Raw genomic sequence first — 25,984 nt, 5'->3', positions numbered from 1 at the left:
GCGGCTGCCGCACGCCGTCGGGACCGCCGACGAACCCGGCGGCGTCGCCGCCGGCCCACACCGACACCCTCGCACCGGAACGCCGGCGCGGCATCACCGTCGAGGCGCGAGCAACGGTGACGCGCAGGCAACTTACTCCTGGGTCAGAAGCTATTGACGCTGTCCGGGAAAGATCGGACTGTAGTGGACATGCCGAATATTCGGGCACGTCTGCTCGCTGTTCTGGTCGTCCTCTGCGGACTCTGCGGATTCCTGACGGTGGCGGGCACCCCGGCCGCCACCGCCGCCCCCCTCCCCGACTCCCTCCCGTTCGACGGCACCGCGCTCACCGTGTCCGGCGGCCGCTTCGTGGACGGCACCGGCCGCGAGGTCGTGCTGCGCGGCTACAACGTCTCCGGCGAGACCAAGCTCGCCGAGAACGGGGGCCTGCCCTTCGCCTCCGTCGCCGACGCGAAGAAGTCGGCGACGGCCCTGCGCGCCCTCGGCGGCGGCAACTCCGTGCGCTTCCTGCTCTCCTGGGCCTACGCCGAACCGGTGCGCGGCCAGGTCGACACCGCCTACCTGGCCGCCGCCACCGACCAGCTGCGCGCCTTCCTCGACGCCGGCGTCCGCGTCTACCCCGACTTCCACCAGGACCTCCACTCCCGCCACCTCTTCGACCCCGACAGCTGGTACACGGGCGACGGCGCCCCCCGGTGGGCGGTGGAACTCGGCGACTACCCCGACGAGTCCTGCGGGATCTGCCTGTTCTGGGGCCAGAACATCACCCAGAACGGCGCGGTGAAGGCCGCCCAGCACGACTTCTGGCACAACGCCCACGGCCTTCAGGACGCCTTCCTCGCCACCGCCCAGCAGACCATGACGTACGTCCGGCAGCACCTGAGCGCCGAGGAGTTCGCCGGTGTCATCGGCTTCGACCCCTACAACGAGCCCTACGCCGGCACCTACGACTCCGGCCAGAGCAGCCGCACCTGGGAACGCGATCTGCTGTGGCCCTTCTACGTGAGGTTCCGGGCCCGGATGGACGCGGCCGGCTGGCAGGACAAGCCCGCCCTCGTCGAGCCGAACATGTTCTGGAACGCCAACATCGCCTCCCAGAAACAGGAGGGCGGCCTCCTCGACGCGGGCACCCTCGGCCCCCGCTACGTCCTCAACACCCACTTCTACGACCAGAAGGCCATCTCCGCGATCCTGATGTGGGGCAAGGCGGCCGACGGCCAGTACGTCACCGACTTCGCCGCCGTCCGCGAGCGGGCGGCGGCGGCCGGGACGACCGCCGTGGTCAGCGAGTTCGGCCACCCCCTCGCCGGCACGGTCTCCGACAAGGCGCCCACCGTCCTCAAGGCCATGTACCAGGCCCTCGACTCGCGGGTGAAGGGCGCGGCCTGGTGGACGAACCCGGCCGGCTCCGGACCGGTCCTCTCCGGCAGCCAGTGGCAGTGGGACGTTTATCACGGCCGCCACCACGAGCTGATGAACGGCAACCCCGACAAGGTGCTCACCACCGGCGACGCCTGGAACGACGAGGATCTCTCCGCCGTACGCCTCGACGACGGCGGAAAGGTGACTCTCCGTCAGGACGCGCGGCTGCTCGACCGGATCTACCCGAGCGCCACCTCCGGCACCACCCTGGCCTTCAGCTACGAGGACCGCTCCCGCGACGGCTCGACCACCCTCACCTGGAACCCGGTGCCGAGTTCGCTGCCCGGCGTGGCGCAGCTCGTGGGCTCCGGGCAGTACGGACTGCTCGTGTGGCGCTCCGGCAGCGGCTCGGCGCCGACCGAGCTGCACCTGCCCGCCTCGTTCCCGACCGCCTCGACGACCGTGGTCTCCGACCTCGGCACCGTCCACGCCCCGTCGGCGTACACCGCCACCGGCCCGGTCGGTGTCGCCGCCGAGCCGGGCGGCACCGGAAGCCGGCGACTGCTGCTCACCGACACCGACTCGGGCACCGTGCACTACGCCCTGGTGACCAACGGCGCCACCGCCCCGGCCCCGGCCCTGCTGGCCGCGGCCCGCGGTGAGCTGGCCGCGTGGGCGGCGCAGCGGATCGGCGGGTGACGGGCCCGCCCGTGCGCCCGGGCCCGTCCGGCCCCGGCGCACGGGCGGGCGTCCCGGCTCAGCCCGCCGGAGACGTCCAGTCGGCCGCGACACGGCCGAGCCGCACCCGCTGCGGGTGGTCGCCCACCGGCACCGAGACGACCTTGCGGCCGGTGGCGAAGTCGATCGCCGTGACCTGGTCGGCCCCGCTCTCGGAGACGACGCAGTCCTTGCCGTCGCCGCCGACCGTCGCCCAGTACGGCTTGGAGACGGGGACCAGCGGGCCCTCCTGGAGGGTGGCGCGGTCGACGACGGTCGCGTAGTCGTCCATCGTGCCCGCCACGCACAGCTTGCTGCCGTCCGGCCGCATCGACAGCCCGTGGTGCCGGGAGTCGTTGACGAACGTGGTGCGGTCGTCGCTCGTGGCGGGGTTCTCCGGCAGTGTCTTGGTCCGGGTGATCCGGTCCGTGGCGACGTCGTACTCGAAGAACCCGTTGAAGAACGAGACCTGGAAGTACAGCTTCGACTCGTCCGGCGAGAACGCGGCCGGGCGCACGGCGTCCGAGTGGTCCGAGAGGCCGATCGCGTCCAGCCGCTGCCGCATGTCGATCGTCTTCACCGGCCGGTACGTCGTCGCGTCGACGACGGTGATGCGCCGGTCGCCCTTGGTCCAGTCCAGCCACGGCGCGTCGAGGGCGGTGGTCACGTCGCCGATCGACATGGTCCAGATGTACTTGCCGTCCTGGGTGAAGACGTTCTCGTGCGGCTTGTCGCCCGTGGCGTACGAGCCGAGCTGCCTGCCGGTCTCGATGTCGAGCACGTGGACGGTGTTCGACGTCGAGGCGGAGACCGCGACCCGCTTCCCGTCGGGAGAGACGGCCATGTGGTCGGCCCGGTAACCCGACACCGGGAAGCGCCAGTTGACGGCTCCCGTCGCCACGTCGATCGAGACGACGTCGGCGAAGCTGGGCCGGGAGACCACCACGGAGGCGCCGTCCGGCGTGGAGTACATGTCGTCGACGAACTGGTCGTGACCCTCGCCGACGCTGTTGCGGATCGTCATGAAGGCGATCCACCGGATCGGGTCGGCGTTGATCTCCGCCATCCGCTGGTCCTTGTCGGGAACGACGTTGATCCGGCCGATCCTCGCGTAGTCCCCGGTGGACTTGATGACGTCCGCGGTGCCGTCCCAGTTGTTGGCGACCAGCAGCACCTGGCGCAGCGCGGCGGCGTCGGTGGCGGGGGTCGCGGCGTTGGCGACGGCGGTGGGGGCGGTGGCGGTCAGGACGAGGGCGGCGGCTACGGAGCAAAGGTGCCTGGTTCTGAAGGCAGCCATGACTGCTCTCTCCTCTGGGGTGGGGGCACGTGCGGGCAGCTGTGCAGGGAGGTCCCGAATCTGAACACGCGAGCGTTCAAAGTTGACTTACTGGAAAGTAAGGAAGGGGTGCCCTTCGCCACAAGGCGCGTGCACGACAAAATCGGGAGACAGGACGACGAGGGAGGAACCGTGGCGGGCAGGCTGAGGGCGCCGACCGGCCGCTATGCCGGCAAGTCCGCCGCGGAGCGGCAGGCCGAGCGGCGGCGCAGGTTCCTGGACGCGGCGCTGCGGCTGTTCGGCGGCACCCCCGGTTACCGGAGCACCACGGTCGCGGCGCTCAGCGAGGCGGCCGGCCTGTCGACACGGCAGTTCTACGAGGAGTTCCGCACCCTCGAGGACGTCCTGGCCGCGCTGCACCTCCAGGTCAACGACCAGTCCGAGGAAGCGGTCGTGGCCGCCTTCGCCGCCGCCCGGCACCTGCCGCTCGCGGAGCGGGTCGCCGCGTTCTTCCGCGCCTACGCCGGCAGTGTCACCGCCGACCCGTGCCGCATCCGCATCACCTTCGTCGAGATCGTCGGCGTCAGTGCCCGCATGGAGGAGCAGCGCCTCGCGCGGCGCGCCCGCTGGGTCGAGCTCATCTGCGCCGAGGCCGACGCCGCGGCCGGCCGGGGCGAGGCCGCCCCCCGCGACTACCGCCTCGCCGCGACGGCCTTCATCGGCAGCGTCAACGGCCTCCTGCACGACTGGAGCGCGGGCTGGGTGGACGCCACCCTCGACGAGGTGGTGGACGAACTGGTGCGGCAGCTGCTGGGCATCCTGCGCCCCGCGGAATGGAGCTCCCAAGAGGGCCCGCAAGGGACCCGTTGACGGCCGGTCCGCATCGGCGCACCGGCCGCCGTGCCGACCTCCTCACCCCGCCCCCTCGTCCCGTCCGCCGCCGGTCGTCCTCTGCTACTCGTCCCAGGCCTGGATCATCGTCTGCCCGACGATCTTGCCGTCGCGCAGGGTGATCATCGACTCGGACAGGACGCGGACGCCGTCCGCGTATTCGCAGGACTCGCTGAAGGCGGCGCGGTCGCCCTGCACCACGCAGTCCTCCAGCCGGTGCGACATGTCCCGGCTGTACACGTCCTCGAGCATCTCGGCGATCTCGTCGCGGCCGTGCAGGACCGCCGGGTGGCTGGGCTGGGTGTTGCGGTCCACGACGCGGATCTCCGCGTCGTCCGCGTAGAGCGACAGCAGCGTCGCCGGTGTCTGGCCTTCTATGCCCCTGCGCAGGGTCTCGGAGTCGAAGGCGGAACCCGTCGCGGTGCCCATGGTGACCTCCTTCGAGGACCACGGACCGCGGGGGACGGCCCGGCGGGCCCTCACCCTTCGAGACTCCTCCGCCGCACCGCGCTCGGCAAGCGCAGCCCCCCGTTGCGTCCACCGGGTGAGCGCCTCCCGGCACCCGTGTCCGCGGGGCCGCCCCGCGCGTTGCTGCAGGCATGATCTCCACTCGTCGCATCGTCGCCGTCGCCGCTCTCGCCGCCGGGGTCACCGGCCTCGCCGCACCCCTGGCGAGCGCCGCCGAAGCCCCGGCCGTGGGCAAGCTGAACCCGCTCAGCGCGCTGGACTCGCTCGCCGAGGCGCAGGTCCCCGCCGAGCAGCGGGGCGAACTGCCCTCGGTCTCGGGTCAGCTGGGCGAGCTGAACAAGGTGAAGGGGCTCCGGCAGCTCAACGAACTCCAGCAGATCACCGGCCTCGTCGCCCCCGTCACCGGCCTGGTGCCGGCAGTCCGGACCTGACTCACGGCCGCAGGATTCCGCAAGGCCCGGTGGGGCCGCCCGGAGCACGGGCGGCCCCACCGGCGTGTCAGCCCGCCGTCGCCAGGAACTGCGTCGCCGCCAGCTCGGCGTAGAGCGGGTCGGCGGCCACCAGCTCACCGTGGGTGCCCACCGCCCGCACCTGCCCGGCCTCCATGACGACGATCCGGTCGGCCGACGTCACCGTCGACAGCCGGTGGGCCACCACGAGGACGGTGGTCGTGCGGGCCACGTCCGCGACGGTGTCGCGCAGGGCCGCCTCGTTCACCGCGTCCAGCTGGGAGGTCGCCTCGTCCAGCAGCAGCAGCCGCGGGTTGCGCAGCAGCGCACGGGCGATCGCCACCCGCTGGCGCTCACCGCCGGACAGCTTGGTCCCGCGGTGCCCGACCAGCGTGTCGAGCCCGTCCGGCAGACCGCCGACCAGCGTGTCCAGACGGGTCGTCTTCAGCACCTGCCGCACGGTGTCGTCGTCGGCGTCCGCGTTCCCCAGCAGCAGGTTGTCGCGCAGCGTCCCCGACAGCACCGGGGCGTCCTGCTCGACGTAGCCGATGGCGGCGCGCAGCCGGCTCAGCTCCCAGTCCGGCAGCGGACGGCCGTCGAAGGCGATCGTCCCGGAGTCGGGGTCGTAGAACCGCTCGATCAGCGAGAACACCGTCGTCTTGCCGGCGCCGGACGGGCCGACGAACGCGGTCATGCCGCGCGCCGGCACGTCGAACGTCACCCCGTGGTGGACGTACGGCAGATCGTCGGCGTACCGGAAGCGGACGTCGGTGAAGGCCAGCGAGGCCGGTTCGGCCGCCGGTGACGGCAGGGGGGCGGGGCGGGACGCCGGTTCGGCGGGCAGCAGCAGCGTCTCCTGGATGCGGCCGAGCGCCGCCGAGCCCGCCTGGTACTGCACGACGGCGCCGATGACCTGCTGGATCGGCGACATCAGGTAGAAGACGTACAGCAGGAACGCCACCAGCGTCGCGATGTCGATCGCGCCCGTGGCGACCCGCGCCCCGCCGACCGCCAGCACCGTGATGAACGCGCTCTGCATCGCCAGACCGGCCGTGTTGCCCGCGGCGGCCGACCACTTGGCGGCCGACACGCTCTGCCGCCACGAGTCCTCCGCCGCCGCGTGCAGCGCCTCCTCCTCACGGTCCTCGGCACCCGCCGCCTTCACCGTGCGCAGCGCGCCCAGCACCCGCTCCAGCGAGGCACCCATCACCCCGACCGCGTCCTGCGCCCGGCGGCTGGCCCGGTTGATGCGCGGCACGATCACCCCGATGACCGTCCCGGCGACCAGGATCACCGCGAGGGTGACCCCGAGCAGCACCGGGTCCACCACCCCCATCAGCACCACCGTCCCGACGAGCGTGAGCCCGCCGGTGCCGAGGCCGACCAGCGAGTCGGTGGTGACCTCCCGCAGCAGGGTCGTGTCCGAGGTGATGCGGGCCATCAGGTCACCGGGCTCGCTGCGGTCCACCGCCGCGATCCGCAGCCGCAGCAGATACGACGACAGCGCCCGCCGCGCGTTCAGCACCACCGACTCGGCCGTGCGCCGCAGCACGTACGAACCCAGCGCGCCCACCGCCGCGTTGGCGACCACCAGGACCGACAGCAGCACCAACGCGCCGGTGATCGCCCGGTCGTGGGACAGGTCGTCGATCAACCCCTTCGCCACCAGCGGCAGCAGCAGTCCGGTCGCACCGGTGACCAGCGAGAGCAGCGCCCCCGCCAGCAGCGTCCAGCGGTGCGGTCTGACGTAGTCGAGCAGCAGCCGCCACGGGGGCTGGACGGCGGCCGTCTCTGCGATGCTCACGAGGCTCCTCGATGCCGGTCGGGTTGCGGCGTTCAGGCTACGTCGCGCCCCGCGCGACCGGGCCCGGGGACGTCCTCCCGGCCGGTGACCTGGCTCGATGTGCGTCGCCTACCGATCAGTCACGCGTAGGGTCGGAGGCGGACGGTCGGCCGCCGACGAAAGGAACAGCACCATGGCGCAGGAAGTGCGCGCAGTGATCGCACCGGGGAAGAACGAAGCGGTGCGCGTGGAGACGATCCTCGTGCCGGACCCCGGACCCGGGGAGGCCGTGGTGCAGATCCAGGCCTGCGGGGTGTGCCACACCGACCTGCACTACAAGCAGGGCGGCATCAACGACGACTTCCCCTTCCTGCTGGGCCACGAGGCGGCCGGCGTCGTGGAGGCGGTCGGCGAGGGCGTCACCGACGTGGCCCCCGGCGACTTCGTGATCCTGAACTGGCGGGCCGTGTGCGGCCAGTGCCGGGCCTGTCTGCGCGGACGCCCGTGGTACTGCTTCGACACCCACAACGCGGACCAGAAGATGACCCTCGCCTCGACGGGGCAGGAGCTGTCCCCGGCGCTGGGCATCGGCGCCTTCGCGGAGAAGACGCTGGTCGCCGCCGGTCAGTGCACCAAGGTCGACCCGTCCGTGTCGCCGGCGGTGGCCGGACTCCTGGGCTGCGGCGTGATGGCCGGCATCGGCGCCGCGATCAACACCGGCGACGTCGGCCGCGGCGACACCGTCGCCGTCATCGGCTGCGGCGGGGTCGGCGACGCGGCGATCGCCGGGGCGAACCTGGCGGGCGCGGCGAAGATCATCGCCGTCGACATCGACGACCGCAAGCTGGCCACCGCCCGCACGATGGGCGCCACCCACACCGTCAACTCCAAGGAGACGGACCCGGTCGAGGCGATCCGCGAGCTGACCGGCGGCTTCGGCGCGGACGTGGTGATCGAGGCGGTCGGCCGCCCGGAGACGTACCGGCAGGCCTTCTACGCCCGCGACCTCGCCGGCACCGTCGTGCTGGTGGGTGTACCCACCCCGGAGATGAAGCTCGAACTGCCGCTGCTGGACGTCTTCGGACGCGGCGGCGCGCTGAAGTCGTCCTGGTACGGCGACTGCCTGCCCTCCCGTGACTTCCCCATGCTGATCGACCTGCACCAGCAGGGCCGCCTGGACCTCGGCGCGTTCGTGACCGAGACCATCGCACTCGACGAGGTGGAGCAGGCCTTCGAGCGGATGCACCACGGCGACGTGCTGCGCTCGGTGGTGGTGCTGTGATGGCCACCCGCATCGAACGCGTCGTCACCTCCGGCCGGTTCAGCCTCGACGGCGGCACCTGGGACGTCGACAACAACGTCTGGATCGTCGGCGACGACCACGAGGCCGTCGTCATCGACGCCGCCCACGACGCCGACGCCGTGCTCGCCGCCCTCGGCGACCGCCGGCTGACCGCCATCGTGTGCACCCACGCCCACAACGACCACATCGACGCCGCGCCCGCCCTCGCCGACGCGACCGGCGCCACCGTCTGGCTGCACCCCGACGACCTCCCGCTGTGGCGGATGACCCACCCCGACCGCGAGCCCGACGCCCACCTGGTGGACGGTCAGGTCATCGAGGTCGCCGGCGCCGACCTCACCGTGCTGCACACGCCCGGCCACGCGCCCGGCGCGGTCTGCCTGTACGAGCCGGGGCTCGGCGTCCTCTTCACCGGCGACACCCTGTTCCAGGGCGGCCCCGGCGCCACCGGCCGCTCCTACTCCCACTTCCCGACCATCATCGACTCCATCCGCGACCGCCTCCTGACCCTCCCGCCCGAGACGAAGGTCCTCACCGGCCACGGCGACCCGACCACCATCGGCGCGGAGGCCCCCCACCTCCAGGAGTGGATCGCCCGGGGCCACTGACCGGCCCGTCCGGCCCCGTCCTCGGCCGACCGGGCGACCCGCCGCAAAAGGCGACAGGAGATGTCCGGCTTCCACGTGATCCTCGATGACGTCGACGACGCGTCGGCGAGGACACCCACAGGAGGTCGCACATGTCCGGTCCGCTGGAAGGCAGGGTCGCCCTGGTCGCCGGGGCGACCCGGGGAGCGGGGCGGGGCATCGCCGTGGAACTGGGGGCGGCCGGCGCCACCGTCTACGTCACCGGCCGCTCCACCCGCGCCCGCCGCTCCGAGTACGACCGCCCCGAGACGATCGAGGACACCGCCGACCTGGTCACCGAGGCGGGCGGCCACGGCATCGCCGTACCCACCGACCACCTCGAACCCGCCCAGGTCCGCGCGCTCGTAGACCGGATCGCCGCCGAGCAGGACCGCCTCGACCTCCTCGTCAACGACATCTGGGGCGGCGAGAACCTCTTCGCCTGGGACACCCCCGTCTGGGAGCACGACCTCGACGACGGCCTGCGGCTGCTGCGGCTCGCCGTCGAGACCCACGCGATCACCAGCCACCACGCCATGCCGCTCCTGCTGCGCCGGCCCGGCGGCCTGGTCGTCGAGGTCACCGACGGCACCGCCGAGTACAACCGCGACACCTACCGCGTGAACTTCTTCTACGACCTCGCCAAGGCCTCCGTCCTGCGGATGGCCTTCGCCCTCGCCCACGAACTCGGCCCGCGCGGCGCCACCGCCCTCGCGCTCACCCCCGGCTGGATGCGCTCCGAGATCATGCTCGACCAGTTCGGGGTGCGCGAGGACAACTGGCGCGACGCCCTCGAGGCGGTCCCGCACTTCGCCATCTCCGAGACGCCCCGCTACGTCGGCCGCGCCGTCGCCGCCCTCGCCGCCGACCCCGACGTCGCCCGCCGCAACGGGCAGTCGCTGTCCAGCGGATCGCTCGCCCCCGAGTACGGCTTCACCGACCTCGACGGCAGCCGCCCCGACGCCTGGCGCTACCTCGTCGAGGTCCAGGACGCGGGCGGACCGGCGGACACGACGGGCTACCGGTGAGCCGGTCCACGTCCGTGGCTCCGGCCGGCGGTGAGGCGGGGGCCGTCCCCCCGGGATCGCCCACCGCCCATCGCCCACCGCGAGGATCAGCCGGCCAGTGCGGCGGTGAGCGCCGCGAGCACCCGCTCGCCGTCCTCCTCCGTCGTACGCCAGTTGCTGAACGCCGCCCGCAGCCCCGGCATCCCGCCGTACACCGTCGGCGTCAGGAAGGTCTCCCCGGACTCGGCGACCGCCCGCGCCAGGGCGGCCACCCGGGCCTCGGTGGGATCGTCGGCGAGGATGAGGCAGACGACGTTCAGCCGGACCGGTGCCAGCAGCCGCAGCCCGTCCAGGGCGGCCACGCCCTCGCCCGGCCGGGCCGCCGGCGCCACGTTCCGCTCGACGATCTCGCGGTGATCCGCCGGACAGACCCCGAGCAAGGAGCGGGCCGCCGCACCCGGTCCACCCGGGAGGAAGTGGACCGCGGGTAAGTTCACCGTTTCGTCACAGAACGGGCGGCACTACAACCGAAGCGCCGGCGAACGGGTCTAGTGGGTGGAGTCGCCGGAATCGGGCCAGGGAGAGGCAGTGGCAGTCATGGGGGACATACGCAGACGAGGTGCCGTCGTGCTCGGGGTCACGGGGCTGATCGCGCCGCTGACGCTCGCGCTGGGCGCGGCGCCCGCACAGGCCGCGAGCTGCACCACGCAGGCCGGGCCGTACCAGAAGCAGGTCGAGAGGTTCCTCGGCCGGCCGGTCGACGGGAAGCAGTCGTCGGCCGACTGCAAGGCCGTCCAGGCCTTCCAGAACAAGCACGGCATCACGCCGAACATCGGCTACGCGGGACCCGTCACCTGGGGTGTGATGGATCTCATGAACAAGCAGAAGGCGGTGGGCACCAAGCCCAACAAGGCGGGCAAGTGCCCGACCAACAAGGGCCGCATCGCCTGCGTGAACCTCACCCTCCAGATCAGCTGGATCCAGGACGGCAGTCGCCTCGTCTACGGGCCGGTTCCGGTCCGCACCGGACGCGACGGCTACGAGACCCGTACCGGCCTGAAGAAGGTCTACTGGCGCAACATCGACCACGTGTCGAGCATCTACAACGTGCCGATGCCGTACAGCCAGTTCTTCGACGGGGGCCAGGCCTTCCACTCGGTCGGCGTCAGCATGTGGAACCCGCCCGGTTCGCACGGCTGCGTCAACATGACGAAGACGACCGCGAAGAAGTACTGGTCCCTGCTCAAGACCGGCGACGACGTCTTCGTGTACGGCCGCAAGCCGGGCACCTGACCGGTACTCGGCCGGCGGCGGGCGAGGGGACGGGGCAGAACGGACGTGACCAGTGACACGTCCGTTTTGTCCGTTTAACTCGTGTATTACTCACATCGCCTTCACCCCGGGCACCGTAAGATTCACACCATGTCCACCACTGTTGAACACCTCACCGAGCGCTCGGCGCGATCGGCCGCGGAGGTCAACGAGGAGATCAGGGCCCTGTGGCTCCGGTCGGGCGGGACACTGACGGGCGAGCAGCGCGAGGAGTACCGGCGGCTCGTCCTGGAGTGGGCCGCCGTGGCCCCGCAATCGGTCGAGGCGGCCTGACAGCCGTCCGCCCGCGGGGTCTTCCGCCTCGCAGCTCCGCCCCCGCAACTCCGTCCGGGCATCCCTCGCGGGTGCCCTTCTCGTTGTCCGGCGCCGCCGAAGGTGCCCTGCGTCACTGTGCTCGCCGCCACCGTGCCCTGCGTCGCCGAGGAGACGTCACCGGGCCCCGTGCCGCCGTGCCCTGCGTCACCTCACCCCCAGCTCGCCGAATACTGCCGCTGGTACGCCTTGCGGTCCTGCTCCGCCCGGATGTACCGGGTCGCCACCAGCGCGACCAGACTGCCCGCGATCACCAGCAGGCCGGGCCCGATGTTGCGCGGATCGGTGAGCCGCGCCACCGGCGACACCGCGTCCGTGCCGCCCGTCACCGGCGTCGTCGAGCCCGGCGTGACCGACCCCGGGGCCACCGCCGCCTGCGTCGGTGACGACGACGGCTCGGGAGCGCCCTCGGACGGCGCGGGCGAGGCGCCGTTTCCCGCGGCGTCGGACGGTGCCGCCACGATCAGCTGCACCCCGAGCTGCGCCAGCGCCTTCGTCACCGGCTGGAAGAAGGTCGTACCGCCCGTCGTGCAGTCACCGCTGCCGCCCGAGGTGACGCCGAGCGCGATGCCCTCGGAGAACATCGGCCCGCCGCTGTCGCCGGACTCGGCGCACACGTTCGTCTCGATCAGCCCGGAGACGGTGCCCTCCGGATAGTTGACCGTCGCGTCGAGGCCGGTCACCTCACCGTCGCGCAGGCCCGTCGTGCTGCCGCTGCGGAACACCCGCTGCCCCACGGCCGCGTCGCCGACGCCCGTGATCCGCACGCCGTTGCCGTCGCCGATGGCCACGATGTCCGCACCCGGGCCGGCCTCCCCGCCGGCGTACTGCACGAGCGAGAAGTCGGAGCCGGGGAACGTCGAGTTGACCGTCCGGCCCACCTGCCGGGTGCCCTGATTGTCCGCGAACCAGCTGGAACCGGCGGGGCCGCAGTGTCCGGCGGTCAGGATGAAGTCGTCCGACCCGTTGGTCACGTTGAAGCCCGCCGAACAACGCCCGCCGGTCGACAGGATGGGCTGGGCGCCGTTGAGCCGGGTGGTGAAGGTGCCCCCGGTGCGTTCCATGCGGACGAAACCGCCGATGCCCGACGCCACGTCCGTCATCCGCCCCCAGTCGGAGGCGGACACGGTGCTGTCGCCGCGCACCACGACCTGGTTGGACCTGTAGTCCATCACCCACGCGGTGCCGGCCACCCGGGGCGCCGAACGCAACGCCGCCGCAGCCGACTTCAGCTCGTTCATGCTGTGCCCGACCACCTTCGCCTCGGCGCCCGCCGCGCGGACCGTCGCGGCCGTGGCCTCGTCGGTGACCGCGACGACCGGACGCCCCGCCGAGTCGACCCAGGTGCCCGCCGTCCGCGAGGTTCCGAGCCGCTTCACCAGATCCGCGCCGGTGCTCGCGACGGACCGCGCCGCGCCGCCCGGCACGGTCGTGGTGGCGGGCGTCTCGCTCGCCATGGCGGCCTGCGTGACCATGGCGCCCCCCAGGAGGAGCCCGCCGACGGCCGCCAGCCGTGTCGCTCGCCTGACGATCCGTCGTCGTACGTGCCTCATGCCTGGCTCCCGGGAACAGCGAACGCGCGGTACCGACACCGCGGGGCCCTCCGGTCGTCGAGGACCCTCACTTCCTTACGCGCCGGGACCCGGCCGCGTTCAGCCCGGAAACGATCACCTCACGGCTTGCGGGCCACCCCGCCGAACATGGCGACCTCCGCCGGCTCCGCCCCGCCGGTCCCCTCCGGCCGCCAGCGCGAGCAGGACACCACGCCCGGCTCCAGCAGCTCCAGACCGTCGAAGAAGCGGGCCACGTCCTTCGGCGTGCGCTGGGTCAGCTTCGGCGTGCCGTGCTCGTTCCAGAACCTGACGGCCTCGTCGACGTCCGGCATCGACGGGCTGGTGACGGTGTGCGAGAGCACCAGGTGACTGCCCGCCGGCAGCCTGTCCACCAGCCGGCGCACCAGGGCGTACGGGTCCTCCTCCTCGCCGACGAAGATGACGACGCCCAGCAGCATCAGCGCCACGGGCTCGCTGAAGTCCAGCGTCTTCGCGGCGTGTTCGAGGATCGCGTCGACGTTGCGCAGGTCCTCGTCGAGATAGTCGGTACGGCCCTCGGGCGTGCTGGTGAGCAGGGCGCGGGCGTGCGCCAGGACCAGCGGGTCGTTGTCGACGTAGACGATCCGCGCGTCCGGGGCGGCGGCCTGCGCCACCTCGTGGGTGTTGTCCGCGGTGGGCAGGCCGGTGCCGATGTCGAGGAACTGGCGGATCCCGACGTCGTGGACCAGATGGCGCACGGCACGGCCCAGGAAGAGGCGGTCGGCGCGGGCGTACTCGCCGATGCCGGGGTGCAGCCGGCGGATCTGGTCGCCGGCCGCCCGGTCGACCTCGTAGTTGTCCTTGCCGCCCAGCCAGTAGTTCCAGATGCGGGCGGTGTGCGGCTGGTCGGTGTTGATGCGGTCGCGCAGCGACTGTGCCGCCTCGTCCACGGCCGGCGGGTTCTCGGTCACGGAGCTGCTCCTGGGATGCCTGGTCTTTACGGTCCTTGTGGGTCAAGAAGCAATCTAGACGGAGGAGTTGTCCTGCGTGCCCGGTCCGACGCTTTGCGCAGCCGCCGACCGCCGGCGCCCCTCTATCGTGAGCCCATGACCAGGATCCCGCACGAATCGTCCGGTGAACCGAATCCGCTGCGCGCCCTCACCCTCGACCGCCTCCGACGCCGGACGAGCATGAAGTGGCGCACCTACCCCGACGACGTCCTGCCGCTGTGGGTCGCCGAGATGGACGTCCCGCTCGCCGAGCCGGTCGTCCGGGCGGTCGGTGACGCGATGGCCCTGGGGGACACCGGCTATCCGGTCGGCAGCGGCTACGCCGAGGCGCTGGCCGCGTTCGCCGCGAAAAGGTGGGGCTGGCACGGTCTCGCGGTCGAGCGGACGGCGATCGTGCCCGACGTGATGCTGGGCGTCGTCGAGATGCTCCGGCTCGTGACCGGACCCGGTGACCCGGTCGTGGTCAACCCGCCGGTGTATCCGCCGTTCTTCGCGTTCGTCGAGCACATGGACCGCCGGATCGCCGAGGCGCCGCTCGGCGCGGACGGGCGGCTCGACCTCGATGTCCTGGAAGCGGCCTACCGGCGGGCCGCCGCGGGCGGCGGGCGCGCCGCGCACCTGCTGTGCAGCCCGCACAACCCGACCGGCACGGTCCACACCGCCGGCGAACTCGCCGCCGTGGCCGCCCTCGCCGACCGGTACGGCGTCCGGGTGGTCGCCGACGAGATCCACGCCCCGCTCACGGCCGCCGGCGTCGACTTCGTGCCGTACCTGAGCGTGCCCGGCGCGGACAGCGGCCTGTCGCTGATGTCGGCGTCGAAGGCGTGGAACCTGGCCGGGCTCAAGGCCGCCCTCGCCGTCGCGGGCCCCGCGGCCGGAGCCGACCTGGCGCGGCTGCCGGAGGAGGTCGGTCACGGTCCGAGCCACGTCGGCGTCCTCGCCCACACCGCCGCCCTGCGCGACGGCACGGCCTGGCTGGACGCCCTGCTCACCGGCCTCGACGACAACCGCCGCCTGCTCGCCGCCCTCCTCGCCGACCGGCTGCCCGGCGTCGGGTACCGGCCCGGCGAGGGGACGTATCTGGCCTGGCTGGACTGCCGGGCGCTCGGCCTCGGCGACGACCCGGCGCGGGTCTTCCTGGAGCGGGGCCGGGTCGCGCTCAGCCCCGGACCGGATTTCGGCACCGGCGGCGCCGGGCACGTACGGCTGAACCTCGCGACCCCGCCCGACATCCTCACCGAGGGGGTGCGGAGGATGGCCGCCGCACTGCGCTGACCCCCGGCGCACGTGCCTAGACTGCGGGCATGGACGACAAGGCGCTCGACCGGCTCGGAGCAGGGAAGTACCTGCTGATCACCAGCTACCGCAAGAACGGGACCGGGGTCGCCACCCCGGTGTGGGTGGTGCGCGACGGGGACACCCTCGGGGTCTGGACGGTCGCCGACTCCTGGAAGGTGAAGCGGATCAGGGCCCGCGGCGACGTCATGGTCGGTCCCTGCGACGTGCGCGGCAACCCCACCGGAGAGCAGATCCCGGCCCGTGCCGAGATCTGCGACGCGCGGACCACCGCCCGCTACCGCACCCTGCTCGCCCGCAAGTACGGCGTCCTCGGCCGCCTCACGCTGCTCGGCAGCAGGCTTCGGCGGGGTCCGGACGGCACGGTCGGGATCCGCGTGACCCTCGACGGCTGAGGGGGCGGGGACCGCCCGGCCCCCGCCCCCTCCCGCCCACGGCCGCGCGGGCTACGGCGCGTCCGTCACCGTTCCGGTCCGGACGGGACGGCCGGGCAGCGGCTCGCCCTCGTCGTCGGTGAGCGCCAGGCGCACCGACTCGGCCGGCTCGGCCACCTGGTCCACCACCGTCGCCACGGTGAAGTCGGCGGTGGTGGTCCCGGCCGGGACGTTCACCCAGACCCACAGACCCGCCTGTGACAACGGGCGTTCCGGGTCGGGCAGTTCACCGGTCTGGTCCGTCAGCCACCGTGGGTCGACGTCCTTGGTGGACAGCTCGGCGCCCTCGGTGACCGCGAGCACCCGCACCGGCTGCCAGAACTCCACGTCCGCGGGTTCGGACAGGGAGATCCGCCAGGCCAGCGTTCCGCCCTCGGTCACCCGGTCCGTGACCGGGGTCAGGGTCGCCTCGGGCGCGGGGTCGTCGTTCTCCGCGGTGACACCGCCCCGGTAGGAGCCGACGACGGCGCCGCGCACGGCCTTCGCGAGGAGGTCGTGCTGCTCGTCGTAGCCGAAGCGGGTGTCGCCCCGCACCTCGACCGGTACGTCGAGCGGGGTGGCGCCGGGCCGTACCGTGACGAGCCGGTCCACGGACCGGCCGGTCCCGGGGTCCAGGACGGAGAAGCGCACCGTGCCGCTGCCGTGCCCGGAGACCCGTACCGGGATGTGGTACGTCCGGGTCCCGGAGTCGCCCTCCTTGACGGTGAGGCGCCCGATGTCGACGCGCGGCAGGGCCGCCGCCCGCACCGCGGGGCTACCGGGCGCCCAGCCCCAGGCGTCCATCAGCCAGGCCTTCCCGGACGCCGAACGCGGGGTCAGCTCCAGCGACCTGACGTGCCCGAGGTCGAGTCCGGCGCGGGTCGCCGCGGTCAGCGGGACGCGCACTTCGCGCGCCCAGTAGGAGGCGGTGCGCTCGCTGCCGGGCAGCCCGTCGACCGTGATCCGGCCGAGCCGGGCCCGACGGCCCGCGGAGTCGGTGACCGACACGTCCAGCTCGGTGCCGGTCGTGTTCGGCGGCACGAACACGCGCAGCGCCAGGCTCCCGGCGTCGGCGAGGGAGAGCGGCGCGGCCGGACGGACGCGCGTCGCCGTGCCCGGTGCCGTCCAGTTCAGTGCCACCGCGCCGCGGCCGGCCTCCTCGGCGGTCTGCCACCACGCGAAGTGGGGCGAGGACCCCTTGGTGCCGTCGGGCAGACAGGCCTCGGCGGGGTCGGGGTCGACCGCCGCGCACAGCCTGCCGCCGGTCACCCGCACCCCGCCGTCGGGCAGGAACCCGGCCGTGCGGCGGGCGCCGACGGCGTGGGTCAGCACCCTGGCCGGGTCCGCGGACGGGGCGCGCCGCCCCGAGCCGTCGAGCAGCGGGCGCACCCGGTCGTCACCGGCGACGAACAGCCGGGCCGCGGCGGCGATGTAGGTGGCGCCGGCCCGGTGCTGCTGGTCGGCGGTCAGCCGGGTGCGGGTGCCCGCGGAACACACCGGGTCGGGCTGCTCCGGGTCGTCCCAGAAGTCGTCGGAGGAGGGCGCCTCGGACCGGCCGGGCGTCCACTCGGTGTTGAAGAAGTTGTGGTTCGCGCCGACCACGTACACGGCGCTGTGCAGAGCGGTGCCACGGCTGACGCCGCGTGTGCCGTCGACGTACACCTCGCCCTGGAGGTCGGAGACGTCACCGTCGCAGCCCGGCAGGATCGTCGCGGAGGGCACGTCGGCGACCGGATTCTGGCCGAAGATCGTCGGTCCGATGAGGACGGTGCCGCGGATCTTCCAGCGGACCGGACCGCGGTAGCCGTCCTGGGCGGCCGGCGGCGGGTACAGGCTGTCCATCGCCGCCCGGTTGACGCCTTCGCCGCCGCGGGAGTGCCCGACGAGCAGGACGCGCGAGAGGTCGGCCGTCGGGACGCCGCGCACGGCCGCCGGGGCGGTGCCGGGGCGGGCGGCCCAGCCGGCCCATGTCGCCAGGTGCTGCCGCACCAGCGAGGACCGGGCCTGTGCGCCGCCGTCCTCGGCCTCCCAGTCCTGGCCGTTGATGCCGTTGGCGGAGATCGACACCGTCACATAGCCCTGGGAGGCGAGGAGCTGCTGGTCCTTCAGGTACCCCCGGTGGCTCGGGACCGCCTTCGTCCCGGCCGGGCAGGGCCAGTCGCCGGTCACGTCGTCGGTGCCCGGCTTGTAGCAGGTGCCGTGACGGCCGTGCAGGAAGAGGGCGAGGGGCCGCTTGCCGGTGGCGCCCCGGGGTGCGACGACCACGGCCCGCATCTCGACCGGCGCGGCGAAGCCGGGCAGCTTCACCGGGTCGAGGCCGTACTCGCCGGTGAGCGTGCGGTACGCGCCCGGCCTGCCGGGGTCCACCGGGTTCGCCGGGAGCGCCGCCGGGGGCTTCGCGGCGGACAGCGCGTCACGGTGTCTCCTGGCGGCCTGGCCGGCCGGCGCGTCCAGCCGGCGTCCGCCCGACAGGACCTGGAGGTCCCTCAGCGACACGTCGCCGACGGTGTCGAGGGGCAGCCGGAAGGTGCGGCCGTCGTCCTCCCGCTCCGGGGCGCCGAGCACCCGGTCGTCGGCGCGGAACTCCACACGGGCGTCGCCCATGGGCACGGGGGTGGGGGAACGCCACACCAGCTCGCGCGCGGCTCCCTCGCCGCCGATCCGCCAGCCGGGCGGCAGACCGCTGTCGGAGGACGTGGTCGACGTTCTTGTCTCGGACGGTTGCTGGGCTTGTGCCAGTCCCGGTGTTCCCGCCAGGGCCGCGAGCGCGGCCACGGCGGTGACACCTATTCGCCGGGCACGGATCAAGGGTCCACTCCTCAACGTTCGGAGCGCGGGAGCCCCGTCCGTATCCGGAGCCCCTCACGTCACGAAGGAAGGGAAAGGGGACCTGTGGGTTGCCTGTGCCCACGGTTGCGTGTCGGATTCCGCCCGCGCGGGACAAGAATCCGGACACCCGCAACCGCCCGTGTCGTGACCGTACTTGACCGGGCCGTCCGCGAGCGGCGGAGCGAAGGGTCAGTGCCAGGCCCGGTACGGCTCGTCGAGCAGTTGGAAGACCGGCTCGCCCCGCACCGGGTCCTTGGCCGTGGACAGCCGGACCCGGTCGCCGCTGTGGATGCCGATGAGCGGGCCCGTCACCCGGCCGCGCACCACGAAGCCCTCGGCCATCTCGACCAGGGACACGTTGCGCGCGGACGGGGTGTTGCGGTGCACCACCGTCGCGTGGCGGACCGTACCCGTGCCCTCGCTGCGCTCCGTGCGCAGATCGCTGCCCTGGCACACCGGGCACAGCAGCCGGTGGTACATGGCGGTGCCGCACCAGGTGCAGCGCTGGAAGAGGATCGCGTCCGTGTCCGTGGCGGCCTTGCGGTCGAGAAGGCTCGCCGAGGTGCCCGCCGCCTGCTGAACGGCGCTTCCTGAGTGGTGGTACACGCTGGTCAACTCCCTGCACTTCGGCCGGAATGCGCCGTGCGCGGCTCACCCGGCACGGGCGTGCGCGGTTCGCCGTGCCACCGTGCACGCCCACAGGGTATGGCACTCAGTGCCACTCGTAAAGGCACTGCGTACCCTCAATCTGGCGGGGTCCCGCTGCCGCCCTACCCGCGCCCGAGGGTCGTCTCGATCTCCTGCACCACCCGCCACAGGGGCGCTCCGCGCCGCGACACGACGACGACCACGTCCTCCGGACGATCGGGGGCCTCGCCGCCCCCGGGGCGCTCCGGCCGCTCAGGCGCCGGGGTGTCGGGAGTGCCGAACGCGGACTGCACGTAGCCGAGGGCGTGGTCCACCGTCGTGCTCGCGTCGCCCGTGCCGTCCGAACGCAGCCAGGAGCGCAGCGCGTTGTTGTGGGCGGCGACCACGGCGGCCGCGATCACGTCGGCCCGCAGGTTTCCGTCGGGCCGGCCGGTGAAGCGGCCCCGGAGGTAGTCGGCGAGGGCGCGCTCGTAGCGCCACACCACCGACAGCTCGTACGCGCGCAGTCCCGGCACCTGTTTGGTGAGCCGGTAGCGCTGCACGGAGAAGGAGGGGTTCTCGGCGTACATCCGCAGCACGAGCCGGGCGGCGTCGCACACCCGGCGCACCGGCTCGTGCCCCTCGTCGCTCGCGGCGAGGAAGGCGGTCATGTCGGCCAGGCAGCGCTCGTGGTCGGGGAAGACCACGTCCTCCTTGGAGGGGAAGTAGCGGAAGAACGACCGCCGTCCCACCCCCGCGAGGGCCACGATGTCGTCGACGGTGGTCTGTTCGTAGCCCCGCTCCAGGAAAAGCCGGAACGCCGCCGCGACCAGGGCGTCCCGCATGGGTGGCTTGGCGCCGGCCGCCTCGGCGCTGTCACTGGAGCTCATGGCAGGGAACGTAACACCCGACCGGCGGCGATGGCACTCAGTTCCCTCCTGCGGGGAACCGAGTGCAGTCGCCGGGGTGACGCCGTCAGAACCGTTCGGCCGCCTCGACCACGTTGGTCAGCAGCATCGCCCGCGTCATCGGGCCGACCCCGCCGACCGGCGGCGCGAACGACCCCGCGACACCGCTCACGTCCGGGTGGACATCACCGAGGATGCCCTCGACGGTGCGGGTGAGACCGACGGACAGCACGGTCGCGCCCGGCTTGATCCAGTCCGGCGTCACCATGTGCGCGACACCGGCCGCCGCGACGACCACGTCCGCCACGCGCGCGTGCGCGGCGACGTCCTGGGTGGCCTCGTGGCACAGGGTCACGGTGGCGTGCTCGGAACTGCGGGTCAGCATCAGGCCCAGCGGCCGGCCCACCGTCACCCCGCAGCCGATGACGCAGAACTGCTGGCCGGTGATGGGCACGTGGTTGCGGCGCAGCAGGTCGATGATGCCGCGCGGGGTGCAGGGCAGCGGCGCCGGTATGCCGAGCACCAGCCGGCCCAGGTTGGCCGGGTGCAGACCGTCGGCGTCCTTCACCGGGTCGATCAGCTCCAGTACGGCGTGCGTGTCGATGTGCGCGGGCAGCGGGAGCTGCACGATGAACCCGGTGCACGCCGGGTCGGCGTTCAGCCGCAGCACCGCCGCCTCCACGTCGGCCTGCGAGGCGCCGGCGGGCAGCTCCACGCGGATCGACGCGATGCCGACCTGGGCGCAGTCGCGGTGCTTGCCGCCGACGTAGGAGCGGCTGCCCGGATCGTCGCCGACGAGGATCGTGCCGAGCCCCGGGGTGATGCCGCGCTCCTTCAACGCCTCCACGCGCAGGGCGAGTTCGTTCTTGATGTCGGCCGCGGCGGCCTTGCCGTCCAGGAGTGTTGCGGTGGTCACGAAAGTCGCGAGCCCTTCAGGAGTACCGAAGACGTACAGCGGAGACGACGGGGGAGACGACGCTGTCCCGGACCGGTCGGACGATCCGATACCCGACCCTTTCATCGTACGTCCCGCCCGCCCCGGGACCGCCCCGGCGAGGACGCCCGCCGGGCCCCGGGCGGAACCTCCCCCGGCCCCCGACGTACGCTGCCCGCACCGCCCGCACCGCCCGCACCGCCCGCACCGCCGAGGAGTCCCGCATGTCCGCCGTCCGTCGCCGTCTCCTCTACGTCACCGACCTCGCCTACGAGGCCCGCGGGCGCCGCTACGGCGACGAGGACGTCTTCCTCACCTCCCGGCTGCGCGCCCACTTCGACCTCGCCCTGTGCCACCCCCTGGAGGCGGCCGCGCTGATGGACGCCTTCGACGCCGTCGTCGTCCGCAACAGCGGCCCCGTCCTCGGCTACCGCGAGGAGTACGACGCCTTCCGCGAGCGGGCGCTGAGCGCCGGCACCCGCGTCTACAACCCGCTCACGGGCCGCGCCGACATGGCGGGCAAGCAGTACCTCCTCGACCTGAGCGCCGCCGGTCTCCCGGTGATCCCCACCGTCGACCGCCCCGAGGACCTGCACCGGCTGCCCGCGTCCGACCGCTATGTGGTCAAGCCCAAGCTGGGCGCCGACTCCCTGGGCCTGCGGATCGTCGCCCCCGACGCCCTGCCGGCCCTCGCCGACGGCGCCACCCTCGTCCAGCCGTGCGTCGACTTCGCCCACGAGATCTCCTTCTACTTCGTCGACGACGACTTCCAGTACGCCCTGTACGCCCCGCAGCCCGACCGGCGCTGGCAGCTGGAGCCGTACGACGCCACCGCGCGGGACCTGGAGTTCGCCCGCCGCTTCGTCGACTGGAACGGACTTCCGCACGGCATCCAGCGCGTCGACGCCTGCCGCGCCCTGGACGGCGAGCTGCTGCTGGTCGAGCTGGAGGACCTCAACCCGTATCTCTCCCTGGACGTCCTGGACGACAGGACGCGGGACGCCTTCGTCGCCGCCGTGACCCGTTCCCTGCACGGCTTCCTCGCCGACTGAACCCCGCCGCCCCCGCGCCCGTATCTCTCCCCGGGAACGCGGGGAGACCGGTACGGAACCCGGTACGGAGGGAGAGCAGCGTGCCGACAGCGGACGAGCCCGGAAGGCCGCACGAACGCCCGGTCCTGGAACCCGTCCGGGTCCTCAGACCGCGCAACACCGACGCCCTCGCGGACCTGTTCCGCGAGCTCACCGAGGACACCGAGGACACCGAGGATTACGACAGCGTCCCCCTGCCGGCAGAGGAACAGACCCAGCAACTCCCGCCGGTGCCGGCCGCGAAGCCGGCCGCCGCCCGCGGCCCCGGACCCCGCCGGGTCGCCGTCGCCGCGGCCACCGTGTTCGCGGCGGCGCTCGTCGGGTTCGGCTGCGCCCTCCTGCTGCCGGACGGCGGCCGGGAGACCGCCGCCCGGACCCTCCCGGGCGCCACCACACCCGTCACCACCGTGCCCGTCACCACCGCGCCCCCGGCCGACCCCGACGGCCCCGGCACCCTCCGCGAGGGCGCCACCGGCCCCGAGGTCACCGACCTCCAGCAGCGCCTGCGGCGCATCCCGAACGTCTACGACGACGGTGCCACCGACGGCCGCTACGACACCGTCCTCACCGAGGCCGTGGCCCGCTTCCAGCTCTGGTACGGCATCCGCGGCGACGAGAGCGGCGTCTACGGCGACGACACCCGCCGTGACCTGGAATCACGCACCGGCTGACGGGACGGACCCCGGGTCCTTCGCCGGGACCCGACTCCCAGGTGTGCCGTCGGCGGCCCGCCTCCGCGGCCGGTCGCAGACACCTCGCCGCTTCCCGGACCCCTCCGGCAAATGAAACAGCCGATGCGCCGACCTGAGAGTTCAGGGTGCACAACTCACGGGTTCATTCCCGGCAGGCCCTGATCCGGGGGGAATGCTAGGCGGGCTGTCCGTTCTCGCCGGGGACCCCGATGTCCAGCACGCACACGTCGTCCCGCCGTTCCGGCTCCAGCAGCGCCCCGAGCAGCCGGTCCAGCGGGGCCGAGCCGTCCCTGCCCGGCAGCACGGCGGCGCGGGCCAGCCGCTCCAGGCCGCGGTCGATGCACTCCGAGGGCCGCTCGACGAGGCCGTCGGTGTACAGCACCAGGCGGTCGCCGGGCGCGAGGCGGCACTCGGACTCCTCGTAGCGCGCGGTGTCGGCCGCGCCGAGCAGCATCCCGAAGGGCCGGTCGAGGTAGCGGGCCTTGCCGTCCCGCACCAGCAGGGGTGGCGGATGGCCCGCCTGTGCCCAGACCAGCCGCCGTTCGCGGGGGTTGTAGCGGGCCAGGACCATGGTCGCCGTGCCCTGCGGATCGCGGGAGTGCAGCAGCAGGGCGTTGAGCCGGGCGAGCGCGCCGGTCAGCGACGAGCCGGTGATGACCATGCCCTTGGCGGTGAAGCGCAGCAGGGCCATCGCGGCGACCGCGTCGACGCCGTGCCCGGCCACGTCGCCCACCACGAACAGGGCGTCGCCGTCGGGCAGTTCGATGGCGCTGAACCAGTCGCCGCCGACGTTGAGGCCCGACTGTGCGGGCAGGTACGCGATGTCGACCCGCAGTCCCGAGAGCCGTACGGGCTGCTTCGGCAGCGGCAGCAGCGCGTCCTGGAGCCGGGCCGCCATCGTGCGTTCGGCCTGCAGCACGCCGTGCTGGGTGAGGATGGCCCGTTCGCTGGCGACGAGGGCGAGTTCGGCGCTGCGTTGCGCGGTGACGTCCTGGACGAAGCCGTGGACCTCGACCGGGGTGCCCCGGTCGTCCGGCACGGCCTCGGCGACGAGCCGCAGGTGCCGGGCCCCGTCGCGGGTGGCGATCCGGAACGGCACGTCGCAGGGCCGGCCCTCCAGCACCAGGTCCGTGACGGCGCGGGCCACCGCGGGCATGTCCGAGGGCAGCGCCAGGGTCGGCAGCTGGGCCAGCGGCACGGCGCCCTGCGCGGGGTCGCGGTCGAGGATGGCGAAGACCTGGGAGGACCAGTTCACCTCGTCGGTGACCAGGTGCCAGTTGGCCCAGCCGAGGTTGCCGAGCCGCTGCACGTCCGCGAGGCGCTGTTCCTGCCGGTCCGAGGGGGCGTGCCGGATCCAGTTGAGGACCAGCCCGTCGCCCAGCCGCGCCACCCGCGCCGAGTAGGTGGCCAGCTCGCCGATCCCGGCCACGACCTGCTGCTGGGCGAACGGCTCGCTCTCGTACGGCTGTCCGGAGGTCAGGGTGTCCAGGCAGCCCTGCCACAGGGGTTCCCCGGCCGTCCCCGGCCAGCACTCCCGGAAGCGCAGACCGAGCAGTTCCCGGCCGCGGCGGCCGACGGTGTCGGAGGTGTCCGCGGTGGCGGCGTCGATGCGGAAGTCCTCGACGTCCCCGGACGGGGAGCGCAGCGGGGCGAGCAGGACCGAGGTGCCCGGGAGCCGGTCGAACACGGTCCGCACCGCGTCCGCGTCCGCGCCGATCGCGGGGTTCTGCCGGATGCCGAACATCCGCAGCGGCCCCGCGCACAGCCGGGCGGCGGCGAGCAGGTGCCGGCGGACGTCGGGGGCGAACGGCTCCGCGCGGCGCCGGAAGACGCCGATGGCGACGTCGGCGGACCGTCCTCCGGTGGTCACGGGCAGCCAGGCGCGGGTCGGCCACCGCTCGGCGGGTTCCCCGATCAGCTGGTAGCGCCACCGGTCCGCCTGTGTGTTCTCCAGCCAGAGCGCCTCACCGCAGTCGAGGACGTCCAGTGCGGCGATCCCGCTCAGCGGCGGCACCCGGCGCCACTGCTCGACGAGCACGTCGTCCACGCCCGCGTGCCCGACGAGTTCGAGTCCGCCGACCGGCGGCCGGGTGAAGATCATCACGGCCTCGGCCCCGATGTCCGGGGGGAGGTGGTCGAGCAGACAGCGGGCGAGGTCCTGCGGTCCGCCGACCCGGACCAGCGCCCGGGCGAAACGGGCCAGGGCCTCGCCGTCGGGTTCCGCGCCGGGCGGCGCGGGCGACGGCGGGCGGTCGGTGACGTCGTCGGCCCGGGGCGGCCACACGGCCGTGCGGCCGGACGGGGCCAGGCCCCCGAGCGTGATCCAGCACTCCTCGAGCAGGGTCCGCCGGGCGTCCTTGGCCCGCTGCTGGAGCTCCTCGTGGGCGGCGTCCAGGGAGCAGCCGGTGCGGGCCATGAGGGCGCCCTTGGCGCGTTCCAGCACCACCGAGGTCGCGGCCGTCTCCTGGAGCCGGTCGAGCTCGGCGCGCTGGCGCGCGACGACCTTGGCCAGGGCGGCCAGATCGGGTACGGCACCGGCCTCGGAGGGCCGGGCGGCTTCGCTCGTCACGTCTTGAGGATCGCATACCGGCCAGGCTCCGGGCATGGTCTTCCGGCATCGCTCCCGCCAGCGGTGATGCCGGGCGGAGCGGGGAAACGGAAGGTGTCGTTCAGCGTCCGGGACCGCTCTCCACGAGCGCCTCGGAGACCGCGCGGACACTGCGGGCGATGTGCTGGAGCTGCATCACCTCGGCGGCGTACAGCTTGATCGTGTGCTCGATGACGGACTCGGGCAGACCGAGGCGCGGCAGGTCCGCGCGGGCGGTCTGGAGCGCGGTGCGGGCCACCCGGATCTCGTGCTGGACCTGGATCTGCGCATGGCGGGCGAGCAGCACCGGGTGGCGCAACAGCGCGGGGTAGCTCGCATAGCGCGCGGGTACCAGCTCGCGCAGCCACTTGGCAGCGGAGCGCTCCCAGTCGTAGCTGCCGGGGGTCTTGACCTGGCACGGCCAGTCCGGGCTGATGCGCGTCGTCGTCAGAGGCATGGTGATCGCTTCCGGGTGTCTGTCGTCGTGACGGGTGGTCCGACGGTTCTGGGCGGCCCCGGCCCAGGGGATGACCGGGGCC

The 25,984-nt window shown here is 73.2% G+C and carries 23 protein-coding genes and 1 pseudogene; 12 read left to right on the top strand and 12 right to left on the bottom strand.

Annotation, left to right across the window (positions count from 1 at the left end; translation table 11 throughout):
- The first annotated feature begins 189 nt into the window (after positions 1 to 189).
- Positions 190 to 2,061: a cellulase family glycosylhydrolase gene (locus AB0N31_RS02625; RefSeq protein ID WP_366056492.1), complete on the top strand. Its 1,872-nt coding sequence runs from the start codon at positions 190 to 192 to the stop codon at positions 2,059 to 2,061.
- Positions 2,062 to 2,119: 58 nt separating this feature from the next.
- Here AB0N31_RS02625 and AB0N31_RS02620 read toward each other — a convergent pair whose 3' ends face one another.
- Entirely contained in the window at positions 2,120 to 3,376 is a 1,257-nt protein-coding gene (locus AB0N31_RS02620; protein WP_366056491.1) for a YncE family protein, read from the bottom strand.
- Between the two features lie 171 nt (positions 3,377 to 3,547).
- Between AB0N31_RS02620 and AB0N31_RS02615 the strand changes: the two genes are divergently transcribed.
- Complete coding sequence (locus AB0N31_RS02615) at positions 3,548 to 4,225, top strand: TetR/AcrR family transcriptional regulator (protein ID WP_366056490.1); 678 nt, start codon at positions 3,548 to 3,550, stop codon at positions 4,223 to 4,225.
- A gap of 84 nt (positions 4,226 to 4,309) precedes the next feature.
- Here AB0N31_RS02615 and AB0N31_RS02610 read toward each other — a convergent pair whose 3' ends face one another.
- Positions 4,310 to 4,675 carry a nuclear transport factor 2 family protein gene (locus tag AB0N31_RS02610; protein WP_366056489.1) on the bottom strand — a complete coding sequence of 122 codons (366 nt, stop codon included), beginning with the start codon at positions 4,673 to 4,675 and terminating at the stop codon, positions 4,310 to 4,312.
- 170 nt (positions 4,676 to 4,845) lie between these two features.
- On the opposite strand from AB0N31_RS02610, the gene AB0N31_RS02605 reads away from it, so the two are divergent.
- Positions 4,846 to 5,145: a hypothetical protein gene (locus tag AB0N31_RS02605; RefSeq protein ID WP_366056488.1), complete on the top strand. Its 300-nt coding sequence runs from the start codon at positions 4,846 to 4,848 to the stop codon at positions 5,143 to 5,145.
- A gap of 67 nt (positions 5,146 to 5,212) precedes the next feature.
- On the opposite strand, the gene AB0N31_RS02600 is transcribed toward AB0N31_RS02605, so the two are convergent.
- On the bottom strand, positions 5,213 to 6,967 hold the full coding sequence (locus AB0N31_RS02600) for an ABC transporter ATP-binding protein (RefSeq protein ID WP_366056486.1): 1,755 nt from the start codon (positions 6,965 to 6,967) through the stop codon (positions 5,213 to 5,215).
- Positions 6,968 to 7,139: 172 nt separating this feature from the next.
- Here AB0N31_RS02600 and AB0N31_RS02595 point away from each other — a divergent pair, with 172 nt between their 5' ends.
- From AB0N31_RS02595 to AB0N31_RS02585, 3 genes are all read left to right on the top strand, one after another.
- Positions 7,140 to 8,228 carry an S-(hydroxymethyl)mycothiol dehydrogenase gene (locus tag AB0N31_RS02595; protein WP_366056485.1) on the top strand — a complete coding sequence of 363 codons (1,089 nt, stop codon included), beginning with the start codon at positions 7,140 to 7,142 and terminating at the stop codon, positions 8,226 to 8,228.
- Positions 8,228 to 8,857: an MBL fold metallo-hydrolase gene (locus AB0N31_RS02590; RefSeq protein WP_366056484.1), complete on the top strand. Its 630-nt coding sequence runs from the start codon at positions 8,228 to 8,230 to the stop codon at positions 8,855 to 8,857. The genes AB0N31_RS02595 and AB0N31_RS02590 overlap by 1 nt, the downstream gene beginning before the upstream one ends.
- 131 nt (positions 8,858 to 8,988) lie before the next feature.
- Positions 8,989 to 9,903 carry an SDR family oxidoreductase gene (locus tag AB0N31_RS02585; RefSeq protein ID WP_366056483.1) on the top strand — a complete coding sequence of 305 codons (915 nt, stop codon included), beginning with the start codon at positions 8,989 to 8,991 and terminating at the stop codon, positions 9,901 to 9,903.
- An 86-nt stretch (positions 9,904 to 9,989) separates the two neighbouring features.
- Here AB0N31_RS02585 and AB0N31_RS02580 read toward each other — a convergent pair.
- Positions 9,990 to 10,298 (bottom strand): annotated as a pseudogene (locus AB0N31_RS02580) (aspartate aminotransferase family protein); the annotation flags it as partial.
- Between the two features lie 181 nt (positions 10,299 to 10,479).
- On the opposite strand from AB0N31_RS02580, the gene AB0N31_RS02575 reads away from it, so the two are divergent.
- Together AB0N31_RS02575 and AB0N31_RS02570 are read left to right on the top strand one after the other, a co-directional pair.
- Positions 10,480 to 11,175 (top strand): L,D-transpeptidase family protein, encoded by a 696-nt coding sequence (locus tag AB0N31_RS02575; protein ID WP_366056604.1) that lies wholly within the window; start codon positions 10,480 to 10,482, stop codon positions 11,173 to 11,175.
- 129 nt (positions 11,176 to 11,304) lie between these two features.
- Positions 11,305 to 11,487 carry a hypothetical protein gene (locus AB0N31_RS02570; protein WP_366056482.1) on the top strand — a complete coding sequence of 61 codons (183 nt, stop codon included), beginning with the start codon at positions 11,305 to 11,307 and terminating at the stop codon, positions 11,485 to 11,487.
- Between the two features lie 191 nt (positions 11,488 to 11,678).
- Here AB0N31_RS02570 and AB0N31_RS02565 read toward each other — a convergent pair whose 3' ends face one another.
- Positions 11,679 to 13,079: a S1 family peptidase gene (locus tag AB0N31_RS02565; RefSeq protein WP_366056481.1), complete on the bottom strand. Its 1,401-nt coding sequence runs from the start codon at positions 13,077 to 13,079 to the stop codon at positions 11,679 to 11,681.
- A 119-nt stretch (positions 13,080 to 13,198) separates the two neighbouring features.
- Complete coding sequence (locus AB0N31_RS02560) at positions 13,199 to 14,029, bottom strand: SAM-dependent methyltransferase (RefSeq protein WP_366056480.1); 831 nt, start codon at positions 14,027 to 14,029, stop codon at positions 13,199 to 13,201.
- Between the two features lie 135 nt (positions 14,030 to 14,164).
- On the opposite strand from AB0N31_RS02560, the gene AB0N31_RS02555 reads away from it, so the two are divergent.
- Complete coding sequence (locus AB0N31_RS02555; protein ID WP_366056479.1) at positions 14,165 to 15,343, top strand: aminotransferase class I/II-fold pyridoxal phosphate-dependent enzyme; 1,179 nt, start codon at positions 14,165 to 14,167, stop codon at positions 15,341 to 15,343.
- A gap of 29 nt (positions 15,344 to 15,372) precedes the next feature.
- Entirely contained in the window at positions 15,373 to 15,759 is a 387-nt protein-coding gene (locus AB0N31_RS02550; protein WP_366056477.1) for a PPOX class F420-dependent oxidoreductase, read from the top strand.
- A 51-nt stretch (positions 15,760 to 15,810) separates the two neighbouring features.
- Here the strand turns inward: AB0N31_RS02550 and AB0N31_RS02545 are convergent, their stop codons facing one another.
- The 4 genes from AB0N31_RS02545 to AB0N31_RS02530 form a co-directional block, all read right to left on the bottom strand.
- Positions 15,811 to 18,585 carry a hypothetical protein gene (locus AB0N31_RS02545; protein WP_366056476.1) on the bottom strand — a complete coding sequence of 925 codons (2,775 nt, stop codon included), beginning with the start codon at positions 18,583 to 18,585 and terminating at the stop codon, positions 15,811 to 15,813.
- 210 nt (positions 18,586 to 18,795) lie between these two features.
- Entirely contained in the window at positions 18,796 to 19,212 is a 417-nt protein-coding gene (locus AB0N31_RS02540; protein ID WP_366056475.1) for an OB-fold domain-containing protein, read from the bottom strand.
- Positions 19,213 to 19,376: 164 nt separating this feature from the next.
- Positions 19,377 to 20,078 (bottom strand): TetR family transcriptional regulator, encoded by a 702-nt coding sequence (locus tag AB0N31_RS02535; protein WP_366056603.1) that lies wholly within the window; start codon positions 20,076 to 20,078, stop codon positions 19,377 to 19,379.
- A 130-nt stretch (positions 20,079 to 20,208) separates the two neighbouring features.
- Positions 20,209 to 21,057 carry a bifunctional methylenetetrahydrofolate dehydrogenase/methenyltetrahydrofolate cyclohydrolase gene (locus tag AB0N31_RS02530; RefSeq protein ID WP_366056474.1) on the bottom strand — a complete coding sequence of 283 codons (849 nt, stop codon included), beginning with the start codon at positions 21,055 to 21,057 and terminating at the stop codon, positions 20,209 to 20,211.
- Between the two features lie 242 nt (positions 21,058 to 21,299).
- Between AB0N31_RS02530 and AB0N31_RS02525 the strand changes: the two genes are divergently transcribed.
- Entirely contained in the window at positions 21,300 to 22,127 is an 828-nt protein-coding gene (locus AB0N31_RS02525; RefSeq protein WP_366056473.1) for a hypothetical protein, read from the top strand.
- Between the two features lie 80 nt (positions 22,128 to 22,207).
- Positions 22,208 to 22,837: a peptidoglycan-binding domain-containing protein gene (locus AB0N31_RS02520; RefSeq protein ID WP_366056472.1), complete on the top strand. Its 630-nt coding sequence runs from the start codon at positions 22,208 to 22,210 to the stop codon at positions 22,835 to 22,837.
- A 196-nt stretch (positions 22,838 to 23,033) separates the two neighbouring features.
- Here AB0N31_RS02520 and AB0N31_RS02515 read toward each other — a convergent pair whose 3' ends face one another.
- Together AB0N31_RS02515 and AB0N31_RS02510 are read right to left on the bottom strand one after the other, a co-directional pair.
- The gene (locus AB0N31_RS02515; RefSeq protein WP_366056471.1) at positions 23,034 to 25,427 is read right to left on the bottom strand and encodes a SpoIIE family protein phosphatase; all 2,394 of its coding nucleotides are present in this window, start codon (positions 25,425 to 25,427) and stop codon (positions 23,034 to 23,036) included.
- A 100-nt stretch (positions 25,428 to 25,527) separates the two neighbouring features.
- Positions 25,528 to 25,902: a hypothetical protein gene (locus tag AB0N31_RS02510; RefSeq protein WP_366056470.1), complete on the bottom strand. Its 375-nt coding sequence runs from the start codon at positions 25,900 to 25,902 to the stop codon at positions 25,528 to 25,530.
- Positions 25,903 to 25,984: the final 82 nt, after the last annotated feature.

Source organism: Streptomyces sp. NPDC051051, from assembly GCF_040682975.1.
Taxonomy (GTDB): domain Bacteria; phylum Actinomycetota; class Actinomycetes; order Streptomycetales; family Streptomycetaceae; genus Streptomyces.
Note: the sequence above shows the minus strand (reverse complement) of the source record. Positions and strands in the feature narration are given on the sequence as shown.